Below are 14,593 nucleotides of genomic sequence, written 5' to 3'. Positions count from 1 at the left end.
TATGCACGACAATACGTAGCATATCGGGTAAAGTTGGGCCGCAAAAAAGCCCCGATGCCGGGCACCGGGGCTTTTCGATAACAAGGGCCGGAATAAAGCTAAAGGCTGCCAAATCAGGAAGCAAAGGTCCGACGATTTAAGTGAGATTCAAGCCCGATGAGCAGCAAAAGCCAGGGTTTATTCCACCACGAGGCGGCGCGTAGCGGTGGCCGGCCCGGCCAGCACCTGCACGGCGTAGATGCCGGGAGCGAGGCCGCGCAGGTCCAGCTCGTGGCGCAGGCCGGCGGCGGGCAGGGCTAGGGTTTCAGTGCGCAGGGCCCGGCCCAGGGCATCGCGCAGGGTGAGGGTGGCCGTGGCGGTGCCGGGCAGGGCGGGCAGGGTGAGGGCGACGGCAGTGCGGGCCGGGTTGGGGGCGAGGGCGAAACTTAAGTTGCTTTGGGCGGCGCTGGTGGCGGTGAGGGTGGGGTCGGTGAGGGTGGCGAGGAAGGCGGCTTGCGTAGTAGAATTATTGATGCTATGGCTGCCAAAGCTGGCCGTTGGGCCAACGGCTCCTCCCACATATACATCGGCACCGGTTACGCTCACCGAGGTGGCAAAGTCGTCGGTGGAGCTGCCGGCTTGCTGCGCCCAGGCAAAGCTGCTAGCGTTGCCGGCATCAAGCAGCTTGGTTACAAATACATCCCGGTAGTAGTTGCTGGCTCCGCTGGCCTTGGCCAGCGTGGTGGCTCCAAAGCTGATTTGGGTACTGCGGAACGTTCCGGCTACATACACGTTGTTGCCCCGCACCGCAATGGCCGTGGCCGAATCGATGCCCGTCCCGCCGGCCCGTTGGGCCCAGGTAAAGCTGGCTGTCGCCCCGGCATCGGTAAGTTTCGCCACAAAGGCATCGTATTCGCCAATGCTGGGCAGGCTGGTGCTGCCAAAAGTGGCGGGCGTATTGCCCAGGTCGCCACTCAGGCTGTAGCTGTAGCTGCCATAGTACCCGGCGATGTAGACGCTGGTTCCATTGACGGCCAGCGCCAGCGCCTGGTCGAAGCCAACCCCCCCGGCCTGCTGGGCCCAGGTAAAACTGGACGTGAGGCCCGCATCGGTGAGCTTCGCCACGAAAACATCGGACCTATTGCCGTATATGGGACCCGTGACGGTATTGGCATTGGTTAAGGTAAAAGGGCCAAACGTAGCCGTAGCGCCACTGAAATGCCCGGTTACGTACACATTGGGGCCGTTTATCGCCAGGGCGGTGGCTACGCTGCCGTTCGGGCCGCCGCCCTGCTGGGCCCAGGCAAAGCTGGCCGTCGCCCCATTATCCACCAGCTTGGCCACAAACGGGTGGCCCAAGGCACTGTAGTCCGTTAGCGTAGTCGTTCCGAAGGTGACGGGGCTGTAGCTGAACCACCCGGTCACGTACACATTGGAGCCACTCGCGGCCAGGCCGGTGGCAAACTCGTTGCTGGTGCCGCTGGCCCGTTGGGCCCACGTAAAGCTGGCCGTGGTACCCAGGTCAGTGAGCTTGGCCACGAATAAATCGGTGCCATTGTAGACGGTGGATGAGGTACCATCGTAGGTAGTATTCACCAGCGTGGTGCCGCTAAATGTAGCGGTAGGCCCACTAAAGGCTCCGGCTATGTATACATTGGTGCCCACCACCGCAATGGCAGATGCCGCATCATACCCACCTCCGCCAGCGCGCTGGGCCCACACAAAATCATTACTGATTGGGCTCCACTTGGCTACAAATATATCGGCGTCATAGGTAGATGTACTGCCGGGAGTGGTAATGCGAGGTGCGCTGGTGAGCGTGATAGAACCAAAGCTGGTCGTGCCCGAAAAATTCCCGGTGAGGTAGACATTGCCGCTGGCATCGGTGGCAGTAGCGCTCACTTGGGGGCGATAACTGCCGGTTTGGTTGGTCGCCACCGCCATTTGCCAGGTCGGGGCCTGGGCCCGGGCCACAGGCCCAGTCAGCAGGAGCAGCAACCCGGCCAGCCAGCGGCCCGGTGCGAGAGGAGTAATGTGTCTCATGGTTTGGAAAGTAAAATGTGTTAACAAGGATACGATTACAACAATACCCCGCAGACCGCGCAGCCCGCTAAAAGGCTGCTTCCACGCCGAAAAAAAATGGAGAAGCCCCAGATGCCTGGCACCTGGGGCTTCTCCATTTCATCCGCCCTGATGATTTAGTGCGCTACCAAATAGTGCGCTACCAAATCACCGCCCTATCCACCGCGCTGCGGGTCATCTTGCTGCCCTCGGGGCAGCCGAAGGCCTGCTGAAACTGCGGCATGTTCATGATGGGCCCGATGGTGCGGTACTGGCCGGGCGAGTGCGGGTCGGTGGCGATTTGCTGGCGCAGGGCCTCGGGGCGGATGTTGGTGCGGCGCAGCTGGGCCCAGCTCAGGAAGTAGCGCTGCTCGGGCGTAAAGCCGTCGTAGTTAGGGCGCGGGCCGTTGCCGTAGCGCTGCTGCAATTGCTTCTCCAGGGCCCCGTACACCACGGTGAGGCCGGCGAAATCGGCCAGGTTTTCGCCCATCGTGAGCTGGCCGTTCACGTGCACCGAATCGAGGGGCGAGAAGGCGCTGTACTGCTTGCCCACCACGGCGGCGCGCTTCGTGAACTCGGCCGCGTCGGCCGGCGTCCACCAGTCGCGCAGGTTGCCTTCCGAGTCGTACTGCCGGCCCTGGTCGTCGAAGCCGTGGGTCATCTCGTGGCCCATCACCCCGCCAATGGCCCCGTAGTTGATGGCGTCATCGGCCTTGGGGTCGAAGAACGGGGGCTGGAGGTAGCCGGCCGGAAACACGATTTCGTTCAGTGCTGGGTTGTAATAGGCGTTGATGGTAGGCGGCGTCATGCCCCACTCGTTGCGGTCGATGGGCTGGCCGAAGTGGGCCGCCTCGCGCCGGCTCTCCCAGGCGCGGGCCGCCAGAATGTTCTTCAGGTAGCTCTCCCGCGAGATTTTTAGGGCCGAATAATCCTTCCACACGTCGGGGTAGCCGATTTTCACGCGCAGCGCGTTCAGCTTCTTCAGGGCCTCGGTCTTGGTGGGCGCGCTCATCCAAGTGTTGGTCTTGATGTGCTCGGCCATGCTGGCCTTGATGTTGGCCACCATCTCGAGGGCCTTGGCCTTGGCCTCGGGCGAAAACGCCTGGTCGACGTAGAGCTGGCCGAACGCCTCGCCCAGGGTCTGGTCGGTGGCGGACTGCATGCGTTTCCAGCGGGCGGCCTGCTGCTTGGCCCCGGTCAGGGCCTGGTTGTAATGAAAGGCCGCTTCGGCGTAGGGCGTGGGCAGGGCGTTGGCCACCACGCGCATTACATGCCAGCGCAGGTAGGTTTTGAGGTCGGCCAGGGGCTCGGTTTTCAGCACTGCATTCACCTCATCGAAAAACGCCGGCTGACCGATGATGACTTCCTGGGCTTTGCCCAGCTGCATGCCCGCCAGCAAGCCCTTGGGGTCGAGGGCGGGGTAGCGCTGCTGGGCGGCGGCCAGGGTCAGCTTGTTGTAATTGGCCTGCGGGTCGCGCAGTTCCACTGGCGTACGCGAGGCCTTGGCCAGCCGCGTTTCGATGCGTTCGACGGTGGCAGCGTTGCGCTGGGCCACGGCCGGGGCCTCGCCCAGCAGCCCAAACAGCTGGGCCATGTACGTGCGGTAGGCCGTCTTCACCTTGGCCGTCCGCGCATCCTCCTTGAAATAGAAGTCGCGGTTGGGCATGGTAAGGCCGCCCTGGCCCATTTGCACGGCATACTGGGTGGTGTTTTTCTCGTCCACGTCCACCCCGGCCTGGAAAAATACGCTGGCCCCGATGTCCTGCAAATGCGCGATTTCGGCGCGCAGGCCGGCCGCGTCGCGAACGGCGGCCAAGCGGTCTAGCTCCGGCTTTATGGGCGTGAGGCCGGCCCGGTCGATGGCCACCGTGTCCATGGCGGCGGCGTAGAAGTCGCCCACTTTCTGGGCATTGCTGCCGGGCGCGGCGCTACGGTTGGCCGCCGCGTCTTCCAGAATCCTGCGCAGCAGCGCCTGCGTGCGGTCGCCGAGCTGGTTGCGCGGCCCCCAGCTGCTGGCGTAGCTCGGCACGGGGTTATTCCGCAGCCAGTTGCCGCCCGAAAACTGGAAGAAGTCGTCGCACGGGCTCACCGCCCGGTCAATGTCAGCCATGTCAAGGCCTACGCCTTTGGGGGCCGGGGCCGCGGCGGCTACCGGCGTGACAGTGGCCGTGGTCGCAGTAGTGGCCGGCTTGGTGCTGGTGCAGCCGGCCAGCGCCAGCGCCGTGGCTAAGCCGAGATAAGTAGGGTTTTTTTTCATGGATGGGCGGGCAAGGTTTTGAAGCGCAAAGTAGCGCCAAAGACCCAGGCCGTTGCCCAATGATTGCACGGAGCCTTGCCTAAAAAGCAGAACGGTCATGTAGCGCAAAGGCGAAGCATGACCGTTCTTTTCACCGTCCTGATAAACCAACCAGCCCTACCGCGCCGAGGAAACCTCCGAAATAAACCCGCCCCGCTCATCAAACAGCAGGCTCACCGGCCGGCGGCCCACGGCCAGCTCCGCCTTGTAAGTCGATGGATTACCAGCGGCGGCCGGCACTTCGGTCATGGCCAGCAGGCGGGCATCGGGGTAGTTCTTGGTGATGTATGCCAGCGCGGGCGCGGCCAGGTAGGGGATAGGCTGGGCCGCCGGGGCCACTGCGCCAACCGGCTTGCCAGCGGTGGGCGCACCCACGGGCTGGCCTTTCGCGTCGAAATATTGCTGCCTGGTCTGGCCGCCGTCCTCAAACTGGGCGCGGTAGCGCGGCGCGTCAGCCCCGGCCTTGCGGTCAGGTCCAATGAAATTCACCTTGGCATTGGGATAGGTCTTTTGCAAATACTCCTGGGCGGCGGCAATGGCGGCTTTTTGCTCAGGCGTGGCCGGCATCAGCGGGGCCACTTTATCCACTTTCTTGTTGAGCGCCAGTACGGCGTCCGAGTTCTGGTTGGTAGAAGTGACCACGATGGCCACCGCCCCGCTAGCCGCGCCAAACACCTGCCGGGCCTGCTTCTCATCCAGCATGTGGATGTAGGCAATGCTCTTTGGGTCGAGGGCGTACACCGCCGCTTTGTCGCTGAGCTTGCCATCGAGGTAGTACACGGCCGGGCCGGGCGCAGCAGCCTGAGCGGCCGACGGCGCGGCCACTACGGCGGGCGACAGCGCCGCGCCCACGCCCAGGGCCAGGCCCAACGCCAGCGGCAGGGCCAGCAGGTAGCGCCCGGTCTGGGCCAATGCAGAAGCAGGAGAATTCATCATGATAACACGGTTTTTGAGGGTTGGAAATGTGAAATGGGAAACAAGGGAAGGCCCGGCCGCCGCGTGACTGAGGCGTAGCAGGCTATACTGGTAAGCCCGGCGGTCAACCAGGCCGGTTTCGAGCACGGCTTGGTCGGCCAGGTATTCGAGGTTGTCGAGCAGGGCGCGGCGCAGCAGCCACGCCGCCGGGTTGCACCAGGCCGCCGCCTGGGCCAGCTGGGCCAGCAGCACGTCCAGGGTGTGCCACTGGCGCACGTGCACCTGCTCGTGGCGCAGCACGGCGGCCAGTTCCGGCGCGGGGTGCTGGGCGGGGTTCAGGTAAATGGTTTGCCAGAAGGAAAACGGGCTGACCGCCTCCGCCAGCGCCCGCACCGGCCGGCCCTGCACCACCGCCGGCCGCGCCCGCGCCCGCAGCCGGGCCAGCGCCAGCAGCTGCACCAGCAGCCGGGCCAGCAGCACGGCCACGCCCGCCGCGTACAAGGCCACTCCCACGGCGGCCCAATCTACCGCTGGGGCCACGGGCCCCGCCGGAGCGGCACCAGCAGCGGCCCCCGTAGCTTCGACCATCGCAAAGACTACGGTGGGAGTGGCCTCGGCCGGCAGCAGAGCCGGCAGCGGCAGGGCCGGGTACCCCGCCGCAAACAGCAGCGCGAACACCAGGTAAGCCCGGTTCAAGGTGAAAAACGTGAGCCGACGCAGCAGCCCGAAATACGCCGCCGCAAACAGCAGCAGCGCCACATTAGCCTTCAGCAGGTAAACGAGAATCGGCAGCATGGCTAGTCCTCCTTTTTGCTTTCGATGAGCTTGATAATCTCTTGCAAATCGGCGGCGCTCACCTTGTTTTCCTGCGCGAAAAACGACACTAGGTCCTTGTAGGAGTTCTGGAAATGCTGTTTCACCAGCGTGCCCAGTGAGCGGCGCTGGTAGTCATCGGCCGAAATCAGGGGCACGAAGCGGTAGGAGTTGCCCAGCTTTTCGGCGCGCACGTAGCCCTTGCGCTCCAGGTTGCGCAGGGTGCTGGCCAGGGTGGTGTAGGGCGGCGGCGGCGCGGGCAGGCCGTCGAGCACATCCTTCACAAAACTGCCGGCGGGCAGCGGCCAGAGCACCCGCAGGGCGTCTTCTTCGGGTTGGGTGAGGCGTTCGAGGGAGGTGGACATAAGCTGTGATACGATTATGTCGTAAATCTACGAAGTTTTCGTAATTGCGATTGCCCCTGCCTTGAAATAATTTTGGCTAAAAGCAAAAAAGGCTGTTCCTGATAAGGAAACAGCCTTTTGAGTGTATAAAAAGTTAGTCAGGAATAATGCTGGCTCAGTGCACCTTGTCGGTTTGCTGAATTTGCAGCCAGCGGATGGCCGCGCCCTCATCGCCAAAAAATGAGATGGCGAAGGGCTTGTCGTCATAGGCCTCGGCCGAGATGTAATTGGGGTGTTGCACGATGGATGCGTGCAGGGCCGGCCCCACCAGGTAAGCCACAAACAGCCGGCCGCCCAGCTGCCGGGCCATGCGCGGAAAAAAGTCGTTCAGCAGCCACCCCGTCGTGTGCGGGTCGTTGAGGGTGCGGCGACGAATGTCCTGAAGCCAGAAACGGCAGTCTTCCTGCAAGGCCACGGCCTCAACGTGCTGGTATACGGCCGGGAGTTCCTGCTCAACCGGCTGGTAAGCCCAACGGCCAACGAGAATATCCAAATCGGGCCGGTGAGTAAGCTCAAGCAGGGTCTGCGGCGTTTCGGTCGTCATAGGCTGGGCAAAATAATGGAACGGCAAAGTACGGCCCGGGCGGCAGTCGGGATTTTGCCGTTGCGCCGCTAGTGCGCCGGCATAGCCTCGGCCGGCACCGCGCTGATGGCCACCGGCGGGTGTTTGCGGAGCGAGCGCACGGCCAGTCCCACACTGGCCAGCGCCAGCACCGCCCCCAGAATGAAGGGCGCACCCGGAAAGTATATCGGCGCGCCTTTGTGTGTGAACTCGCCAAACAAATAGCTCATCATCAGCGGCCCCACTACGCCCGTCACGCTGATGAGGCTGGTGAGCGCGCCCTGCAATTCGCCCTGCTCGGTGGCCGGCACCTGGCCCGAAATGGTGCTTTGCAGCGCCGGCCCCGAGATGCCGCCCAGGCAGTAGGGCGCCAGGAAGGCCAGCATCAGCCAGCCATTGGGCGCGAAGGCAAACAGCACGAAGCCCACCGTGTAGCACAGCAGCCCAGTCACGATGGCGCGGGCCGCGCCCAGCTTCGGAATGGCCACGCGCACCAGCCCGCCCTGCACCAGCCCGGTAAACAGCCCGATGACGGCCAGCGAAATGCCTACTAACTTTTCGGTCCAGCCAAATTTGAGCATGGTGTAAAACGTCCAGACCGACTGCGTGGCCGAGCCCGCCAGGTACAGCAGCACCAGCGAGGCCACCAGCCCCGACACGGCCGGGTACTTGCCCAGCCGCAGCAGCGAGGCCACGGGGTTGGCCCGCCGCCACTCAAACGGCCGGCGCTTGTCCAGGGCCAGCGACTCGGGCAGCACGAAATAGCCGTAGAGTACATTGCACAAGCTCAGGCCGGCGGCCACCATAAACGGCACGCGGGGGCCAAAATGCGCCAGCAGCCCGCCCATGGCCGGCCCCACAATAAAGCCAATGCCGAACGCTGCCCCCACCAGCCCGAAGTTCTGGGCCCGTTTCTCGGGCGTGCTGATATCGGCAATGTAGGCCGTGGCCGTGGTGAAGCTGGCCCCCGCCACCCCCGCAATCACGCGCCCCACAAACAGCCAGGCCAGCGTTGGGGCGAAGCTCACGAACACATAATCGAGCCCCAGGCCCAGCAGCGAGGTCAGCAGCACCGGCCGCCGTCCCAGCTTGTCGCTGAGGCCGCCCATCACCGGAGCAAAGCAAAATTGCGCGCTGGCGTAGGCAAACGTGAGCCAGCCCGAATAGATGGCGGCCCGGCTCAGCCCCTCGCCCGTGAGTTGCTCGATGAGCTTGGGCACCACCGGAATGATGATGCCCAGCCCGATAACGTCAATCAGGATGGTGATGAAAATGAAACCAAGGGCAGGAGAGCGTTTGTCAGACATAAGCAAGCGGGCAAATAAGCCGCAGGGCGGCCGGGTGGGAGGGCAAAGGTCCGCATAAAGCCGGCTACCCGATTCGGGCCGGCTGGCTGCCGCGTAATTTCGCGGGCCTTTTATTCGATATGCCCACCGCGCCGCCGTCCTCGCCCCTTGCTTTTCGCCCCGAGCTCAATGGCCTGCGTGCCGTGGCCGTGGGCGTGGTGGTGCTGCAGCACTGGGTGCACCCGCCGTTTCCGTTTGGCGAGATGGGCCGGGCGTTGTTTTTCGTACTCAGCGGCTACCTGGTGTCGGGCATTATCTGGAAGTACGGGGCCTACGTGGGTGCGCCCGGCGGCTGGGGCCCGCAGCTGCGCACGTTTTTCATTCGGCGGGTGCTGCGCATCATTCCGCCCTACTATCTGGCCCTGGCCGGCTGCTACCTGTTGCCCCTCGAAACCGTGCAGCAGCACCTGGGCTGGTTTCTGCTGCCGGGAGCCAACCTGCTGTTTTACAAAATGCGTGGCTGGGGCGACGGCTGCGGCCACTACTGGACCCAGGCTGTAGATGAGCAGTTTTACCTGCTCTGGCCGCTGGTGCTGGGACTGGTGGGCCGGCGGGTGTGGCCGCTGCTAGGGCTGGCGGCCGTGGCCTGGGCGTTCCGACTGTTCTGGCTGACGCAGTTCGGCTCGGGCATGATGCACCTGCTGCTGCCCTCCAGCCTCGACCTGTTTGCGCTGGGCACGCTGCTGCGGCTGGGCCAGCGCCAGGCCTGGCTGGCACGGTGGCGCAGCGGCTGGCTGGTACTGCTGGCCTGGGGCGGCTGGGCCGTGGGCGTGCGGGTGTTCGATGGCGGGCCGTGGGCGCTGGCCTGGCACGGCAGCTTCGGGACGTGCATTGCCGGGGCGGCTTTCCTCACCATCAACTGGCTGCTGGGCAGCCCGGACGCCGCCCGGCGGCTCGGCCTCTTGCAGCCCGTGGCGCAGTGGATGGGCCGGCGCAGCTACGGCTTCTACCTCTACCATCTGCCCCTGTTCGTGTTCTGGCAGCGGCTGGTGTACCATTTCGTGCCCGATGCCGCCGGGCGCACCACTTGGATGGGGCCGCTGCCCACGCTGCTGGTGCTGGGCCCGGTGCTGGCCGGGCTGGCCGCCGCTTCCTGGCATTTCATGGAAGAACCTCTCGACCGGTTCAAAAACCGCTTCCAGTATCAGAAACCGTCTGTCGTGGCTGCTGAAATAGCTTAGCTAACCAAAGTGCCGATAACCTGTGCGTTATCCCTCGAAATGCCGGCGCGTCGCCGGCCGTAGCAGAAGAAAAACACGTCAAAAGGGCGAAATGATTACGGAGGGCTTGTTTTACAAGAAAATTTTTCTACCTTTGCAGAACCAAACAGTGCGGGGTGGAGCAGTTGGTAGCTCGTTGGGCTCATAACCCAAAGGTCACTGGTTCGAGTCCAGTCCCCGCTACCTAAAAGGCCGTTTCCAATAAGGAAACGGCCTTTTTTCTTTCTTAGGGTACGCGTAGGGGTACACACTATTAAACCTAGACATGCAAAAGGCTTTTTGTGTGGCTTCATTTGTGTGGCTTCAACTGTTGCCACATAAAAGCCTCTCACAATCTTGTGAGGGGCTTTTTTATTGTCAGTGTGCGACATAGTGTGCGAAACACTATGTCGTCTATGTCACAGTGTTTTCAATGAATGAAACTTTTATAAAAAGTTTCATTCATTATAGAAATAACTATCAATAACTTATCCTGCGAACGTTCTCGATAGTTCTATGCGTGTATTATTCGCTGATAATCACGTTTTTAAGCAATGCTTCTTTAGTGTGCTTCCTCTTAGTCAAGTAGTTTAGTGCATGATACACGAAACTATAATAAGAAAGTTGTTATTATACTTTGGGTGGGTTAAAGTATAATAACAACTTTCTTATTGTAGTTTCGTGTACACTTCCTTAAGCATAGATACACATGAACCTAGAAGACTTTGTAGCGGGCAGACTTGAGAAGGGAATGGCATACCGCTATTTCGTTCCAGCAACTATCAATCAGGAATGGACCTGGCGTACAGCATCGCTTAATGCTTTGCTAGAAAAGGCAGCGGTGAAGCTAGGTGAGTTGAATTCCTTCGCTAGACTGGTCCCTAATATTGGTCTATTCATTCAGCTTCACGTCACGAAGGAAGCAGTGGTATCTAGTCGTATTGAGGGAACACAGACCAATATGGATGAGGCAGTGTTGCCAGAGGAGGAGGTACAACCTGAACGGCGCAATGATTGGCAGGAAGTTAATAATTACATCAAAGCCATGAATATGGCCATTGACGAACTCAAGACTCTGCCTCTGTCCTCTCGTCTTCTACGTCAAACACACCAAATACTGCTTAGCAGCGTTCGGGGAGAGCATAAGCAGCCAGGGGAGTTTCGACGTAGCCAGAACTGGATTGGAGGCAACAGCCTAGCAGATGCAGGATTTATTCCGCCTCATGATAAGTATGTTAATGAGATGATGGGCGATTTAGAGCTTTTTCTCCACAATGACGAAATCAGTGTGCCTGCACTTATTCGTATTGGTATGGCACACTATCAGTTCGAAACTATTCACCCATTTCTAGACGGTAATGGGCGGATTGGTCGACTGTTGATTACACTTTATCTAGTGAGCGAGGGAATACTAGATAAGCCTCTGCTCTACCTCTCAGCATACTTTGAGAAGAACAAGGGTCTTTATTATGATAACCTAACTGTTGTACGTCAGAAGAATGACCTAGTGCAGTGGCTCAAATATTTCCTAGTAGGAATTGAGCAGACAGCAACACAGGCTGTTCAGACCTTATCCGAAATATTGAAGCTAAAGGCTCAGATGGAAGAGGATTTTCACAAAAGCTTCGGTAAACGTGCAACATCTGCGTTACGACTTCTACCGGCTTTGTTCGCAAATCCAGCTGTTACTGTCGAGAAAGTTGCTACTATTTGCGACTTGAGCTACAGCGCCGCCAACAAGTTAGTTGCTCAACTTCAGGAAAGCGGGTACCTAAGAGAGGCTACTGGGCAAAGTAGGAATAGATTATTCATATTTGAGCCGTATATGAAAGCGTTCAACGCATCATAACAAGCCTTATGCCCGCGCCCTGCCTTGCCTACCCATGACCATCCATGACTTCAACCACCTATCCGCCGAGGTGCAACTGGCCAACGTCTTTCAGCGCGGCACCTACTTGGCCCGGCGCTGGGATGATTTTCACCAAGCGGTGAACCTATACCGGATGCCCAGCGGCTTCTTTGTCGAGGTCAACTATGACACAGAGAAAAACGAAATCGAGTTCCTATTTGCCTTCGAGGCGGGAGGGGAGGACGACAGATTACCAGACTACGCCATATTTGTGGAACTGCCGGAATGGGGGCCTTATACTGAATAAAAAAGCCATGCCATTGATGGATACTTGCCGCGTAGGGATGGTAGCATCTAACAAGATAGTGCCGGGTTCTTAGGTTCGGGTTTCCTAATTGGTCGGCATCTCTACAGCAACCCCGCTTGGTCGAAATGAACAGCTACAGCACACGGATTGCTGACAGAAAAAAATCCTGTGCTAGGAGTTATCTTGCAAGTAGACCATCATCTACTAAATGTCAGAAATCAACGGCGAAGCAATTGCCCCTAGTGCCGGTAACGGCGCAGCCTTCATACTTGGGCGCACCGGCCCTGATGCGTTATCCTTACTAGCAGCCGGCCAACGTGCCCGCGACATTGCCCAGCAGAAGCAAGCCGAAGCCAAGCAGAAGCAGGCCGAACAAATTGGTAAGGCCCACCAGGAAGACTTGAAGTACAAGACAGAAACCGGCCGCCTGTTTCAGCCTGCTTTCGATGAGCAAACGGCGAACGCCTACGATGTGCTGACGGGCATCAAACGGCAGGAAATGGCTGGCAAGATTGACGCAACCGAATCCGCCCGCCAAGCCGCGCAGTACAAGCGGGAAATCGAAGCCCTACGGATTCACGGCACCGAAAAACAACGGTATTGGGATGAGCGCACAGGGCAGCTGGCCCACGACCCTACCCGTAACCTCACCAACTACACCACAGCGCTAGGGCGTACCCTAATCGGCCCCGATGGCAAGCGCGTACTGGCTACGGCCCACGACCCCGAAGCCACAGCGGCGGCCCTCGACAACGACCCCACGACCTACAACGAGCCGGCCGTAGTGGCGAAGGTGCTGCATGACGTGGTGCCCACGATTACCCAAAAGGTAGCCGAAGCGGGCACATTGGGCGGTCAGCACTACGCCGACCAGGTACGGGGCCAACTGCTTTACATGGAGCACGGCAAGCCCGCACTGAACGCCGACGGCTCGCCCCGGCTGAACCTCGACGGAGGCGCAGCTGCATTGCTCGACCAAGGCACGGTGAAGTTGTTGGCCGATGCGCGGGAAGCTGCCTATAATAAGCAGCGGGAAGCAAGGGAGGAAGCCCGTAAGACTGACCCCACGTTGCCCAGCCTCCCAAAGATTAGCCGCAACGGGCACCTCTCGATGATGTTCGGACCGCAACTGGCCTACTCTCAGTCCCACGAGGAGGCACTGAACCCGCGCCCACCACAACCCCGCGCCGCTGCGAAGCCCAGCCGTGACGAGGTGATGGTAACACCCGCCGTGGGCTTTCAGCTCTCGCACTACGAACAACCCGGTCAGCAGCCCGGCGCAATCGCCCGCACGCTTGGCGCGAAGCCCGGCTCGGCTACGTTGGTGGCGAACCATTACCCCACCGTCGGGCAATCCTTTGGGAGCGCCCGCCAGCCGTTTACGCCCGTGGTGGTGGACAATGCCCGCGCCGAAATTGTGGGCCAGGATGGCAAACCGACGCACTTGCCGAAAGCTGCGCCGAATGGCAAGATTCAAATGCAACTCACGAGCCGGGATTATAGCCTGTACGTTGGAGGCAAGCGGGTAGGCCGGCGCGAACCATTTGCCACGCCCGCTGAAGCGTATCAACACCTGCTTTCCACTATTCACGACCTCACGCCCGAACAGGCCCGCAAGGCAGAGCTACGCACCGAGTACCGGGGCGCAGTGGTGGATAAGGAAAAGACAGCGGGCGACGGTTTGGGAGGCAAGCCGCAAGCCATTGGCAATAACGCCAACGGCGGCCCGACCTACGACAACGGCACAAGTGAAAAGCGATACAGCGTGATTGTGCCTGCCGACCAATACACTGACGCGCAGCTCGTGCAGGCTACTGGGGGCAAGTGGCACCCACGCATTCCCACGAAGGAACAGCGGGCGGTTATTGATGCACTACGGGCGAAAGGCGGGCGGCTCGTTACGCCATACTCGCAAGCCCTAACCGCGAAGCCCGCACCGAAAGAGAAGGCCGACCCTTTGGGCTTTGGCGACTCCAAGCCGACGGGCGTTAATTGGGGCCGGGGCGGTAAGGTGTACACGCCCAAACCAAACACGGGCGGCCTATACTAGCTTTCTATTCCAACCAGATGCAGAAAGCCCCGGCGTGTAATGTGCCGGGGCTTTGTTTATTGCTTACTCGTTTTTATAGCTGCCTCGTCTTGCCAATCAGGCTCAATGGTAAACATGGTACCTTGACTGGTGGCTTTTTTGTTCAATATCAAGCCTGAATTGCGGTCAAATCGGCTTCCGTCCCCCAGTGCAATTGTTCTGGCAAACCAGCCGTCCATCCTATCATAGTCTGTAGTTCCGGGCACTGTTAGGTATGACTGCTTTATCAGCAGCCCCTCGATAAAAGTGAAGAAACGAGCAGTATTCCCATCTTTTGACACATACGCAACAACGTCTTTGCTCTGCTGGTCACCCAGGCTCGCGAGCTGCCACTCTTTATGAACGGCCATGCTATCGTGGATGGTGGCACTTGAGTAAAGCCACCAGTAAGTATGGCGGGCATGGGCATTCCCCAGGTGCGCGAACTCATCGTGTTGAGCTTGCGCGTAGGCAGTTGAAATGCAGGCAAAAAGAGCAAGGATTAAGAGTTGGGGCTTCATATCTAGTAGCATTTCATGCACTTGCGATGGCCTGTGGCCGTGGCCTCACTAACTGACACAACCCGCACGGTATGCGAACAGCGGCGCATGGCTGCGCAGGTGCGGCTACTGTGGTAAACTACGCTCTTGCCGTTGGCGCATAGATAGACTGCCGTAGCTCGGTGGGCTTTTACTTGGGCAAAGCCGGAATTGTAGGGCGGGGCAGGGGCGGCGGTGATGGTGCCCACGATAGGCAGCAACAGGGCCAGGAGTAACCGCTTCATAAGCTAAGGA

General features: G+C 60.2%; 12 protein-coding genes and 1 tRNA gene. 5 read left to right on the top strand and 8 right to left on the bottom strand.

From position 1 onward, the window contains the following. Positions 1–177: 177 nt before the first annotated feature. The 6 genes from AAFH49_RS10605 to AAFH49_RS10580 form a co-directional block, all read right to left on the bottom strand. Entirely contained in the window at positions 178–2,022 is a 1,845-nt protein-coding gene (locus AAFH49_RS10605) for a T9SS type A sorting domain-containing protein (protein WP_342297952.1), read from the bottom strand. A 178-nt stretch (positions 2,023–2,200) separates the two neighbouring features. After that, complete coding sequence (locus tag AAFH49_RS10600) at positions 2,201–4,297, bottom strand: M13 family metallopeptidase (RefSeq protein ID WP_342297951.1); 2,097 nt, start codon at positions 4,295–4,297, stop codon at positions 2,201–2,203. 156 nt (positions 4,298–4,453) lie between these two features. Then, positions 4,454–6,046 (bottom strand): M56 family metallopeptidase, encoded by a 1,593-nt coding sequence (locus AAFH49_RS10595; protein ID WP_342297950.1) that lies wholly within the window; start codon positions 6,044–6,046, stop codon positions 4,454–4,456. A gap of 2 nt (positions 6,047–6,048) precedes the next feature. Next, on the bottom strand, positions 6,049–6,429 hold the full coding sequence (locus AAFH49_RS10590; RefSeq protein ID WP_342297949.1) for a BlaI/MecI/CopY family transcriptional regulator: 381 nt from the start codon (positions 6,427–6,429) through the stop codon (positions 6,049–6,051). A 154-nt stretch (positions 6,430–6,583) separates the two neighbouring features. After that, the gene (locus AAFH49_RS10585) at positions 6,584–7,012 is read right to left on the bottom strand and encodes a hypothetical protein (RefSeq protein WP_342297947.1); all 429 of its coding nucleotides are present in this window, start codon (positions 7,010–7,012) and stop codon (positions 6,584–6,586) included. Positions 7,013–7,080: 68 nt separating this feature from the next. Beyond that, positions 7,081–8,337 (bottom strand): TCR/Tet family MFS transporter, encoded by a 1,257-nt coding sequence (locus AAFH49_RS10580; protein ID WP_342297946.1) that lies wholly within the window; start codon positions 8,335–8,337, stop codon positions 7,081–7,083. Between the two features lie 119 nt (positions 8,338–8,456). Here AAFH49_RS10580 and AAFH49_RS10575 point away from each other — a divergent pair, with 119 nt between their 5' ends. The 5 genes from AAFH49_RS10575 to AAFH49_RS10555 all read left to right on the top strand — a co-directional run bounded on the left by AAFH49_RS10575 (position 8,457) and on the right by AAFH49_RS10555 (position 13,781). After that, a complete protein-coding gene (locus tag AAFH49_RS10575) occupies positions 8,457–9,557 on the top strand; it encodes an acyltransferase family protein (protein ID WP_342297945.1) in 1,101 nt (366 codons plus the stop codon). 149 nt (positions 9,558–9,706) lie between these two features. Then, positions 9,707–9,779: transfer RNA gene (locus AAFH49_RS10570), tRNA-Met, on the top strand. A 505-nt stretch (positions 9,780–10,284) separates the two neighbouring features. Continuing rightward, positions 10,285–11,424, top strand: coding sequence for a Fic family protein (locus tag AAFH49_RS10565; RefSeq protein WP_342297944.1), 1,140 nt, complete (start codon positions 10,285–10,287; stop codon positions 11,422–11,424). A gap of 34 nt (positions 11,425–11,458) precedes the next feature. Beyond that, complete coding sequence (locus AAFH49_RS10560; protein WP_342297942.1) at positions 11,459–11,731, top strand: hypothetical protein; 273 nt, start codon at positions 11,459–11,461, stop codon at positions 11,729–11,731. A 208-nt stretch (positions 11,732–11,939) separates the two neighbouring features. Beyond that, the gene (locus tag AAFH49_RS10555; protein ID WP_342297941.1) at positions 11,940–13,781 is read left to right on the top strand and encodes a hypothetical protein; all 1,842 of its coding nucleotides are present in this window, start codon (positions 11,940–11,942) and stop codon (positions 13,779–13,781) included. Positions 13,782–13,837: 56 nt separating this feature from the next. On the opposite strand, the gene AAFH49_RS10550 is transcribed toward AAFH49_RS10555, so the two are convergent. Both AAFH49_RS10550 and AAFH49_RS10545 read right to left on the bottom strand, forming a co-directional pair. Then, entirely contained in the window at positions 13,838–14,320 is a 483-nt protein-coding gene (locus tag AAFH49_RS10550; RefSeq protein WP_342297940.1) for a hypothetical protein, read from the bottom strand. A gap of 2 nt (positions 14,321–14,322) precedes the next feature. Continuing rightward, positions 14,323–14,583 (bottom strand): hypothetical protein, encoded by a 261-nt coding sequence (locus AAFH49_RS10545; protein WP_342297939.1) that lies wholly within the window; start codon positions 14,581–14,583, stop codon positions 14,323–14,325. Positions 14,584–14,593 lie beyond the last annotated feature (10 nt).

It is taken from the genome of Hymenobacter segetis, from assembly GCF_038448715.1.
GTDB classification, from domain to species: Bacteria; Bacteroidota; Bacteroidia; order Cytophagales; family Hymenobacteraceae; genus Hymenobacter; species Hymenobacter segetis.
This window is presented reverse-complemented; position numbering and strand designations above follow the sequence as displayed.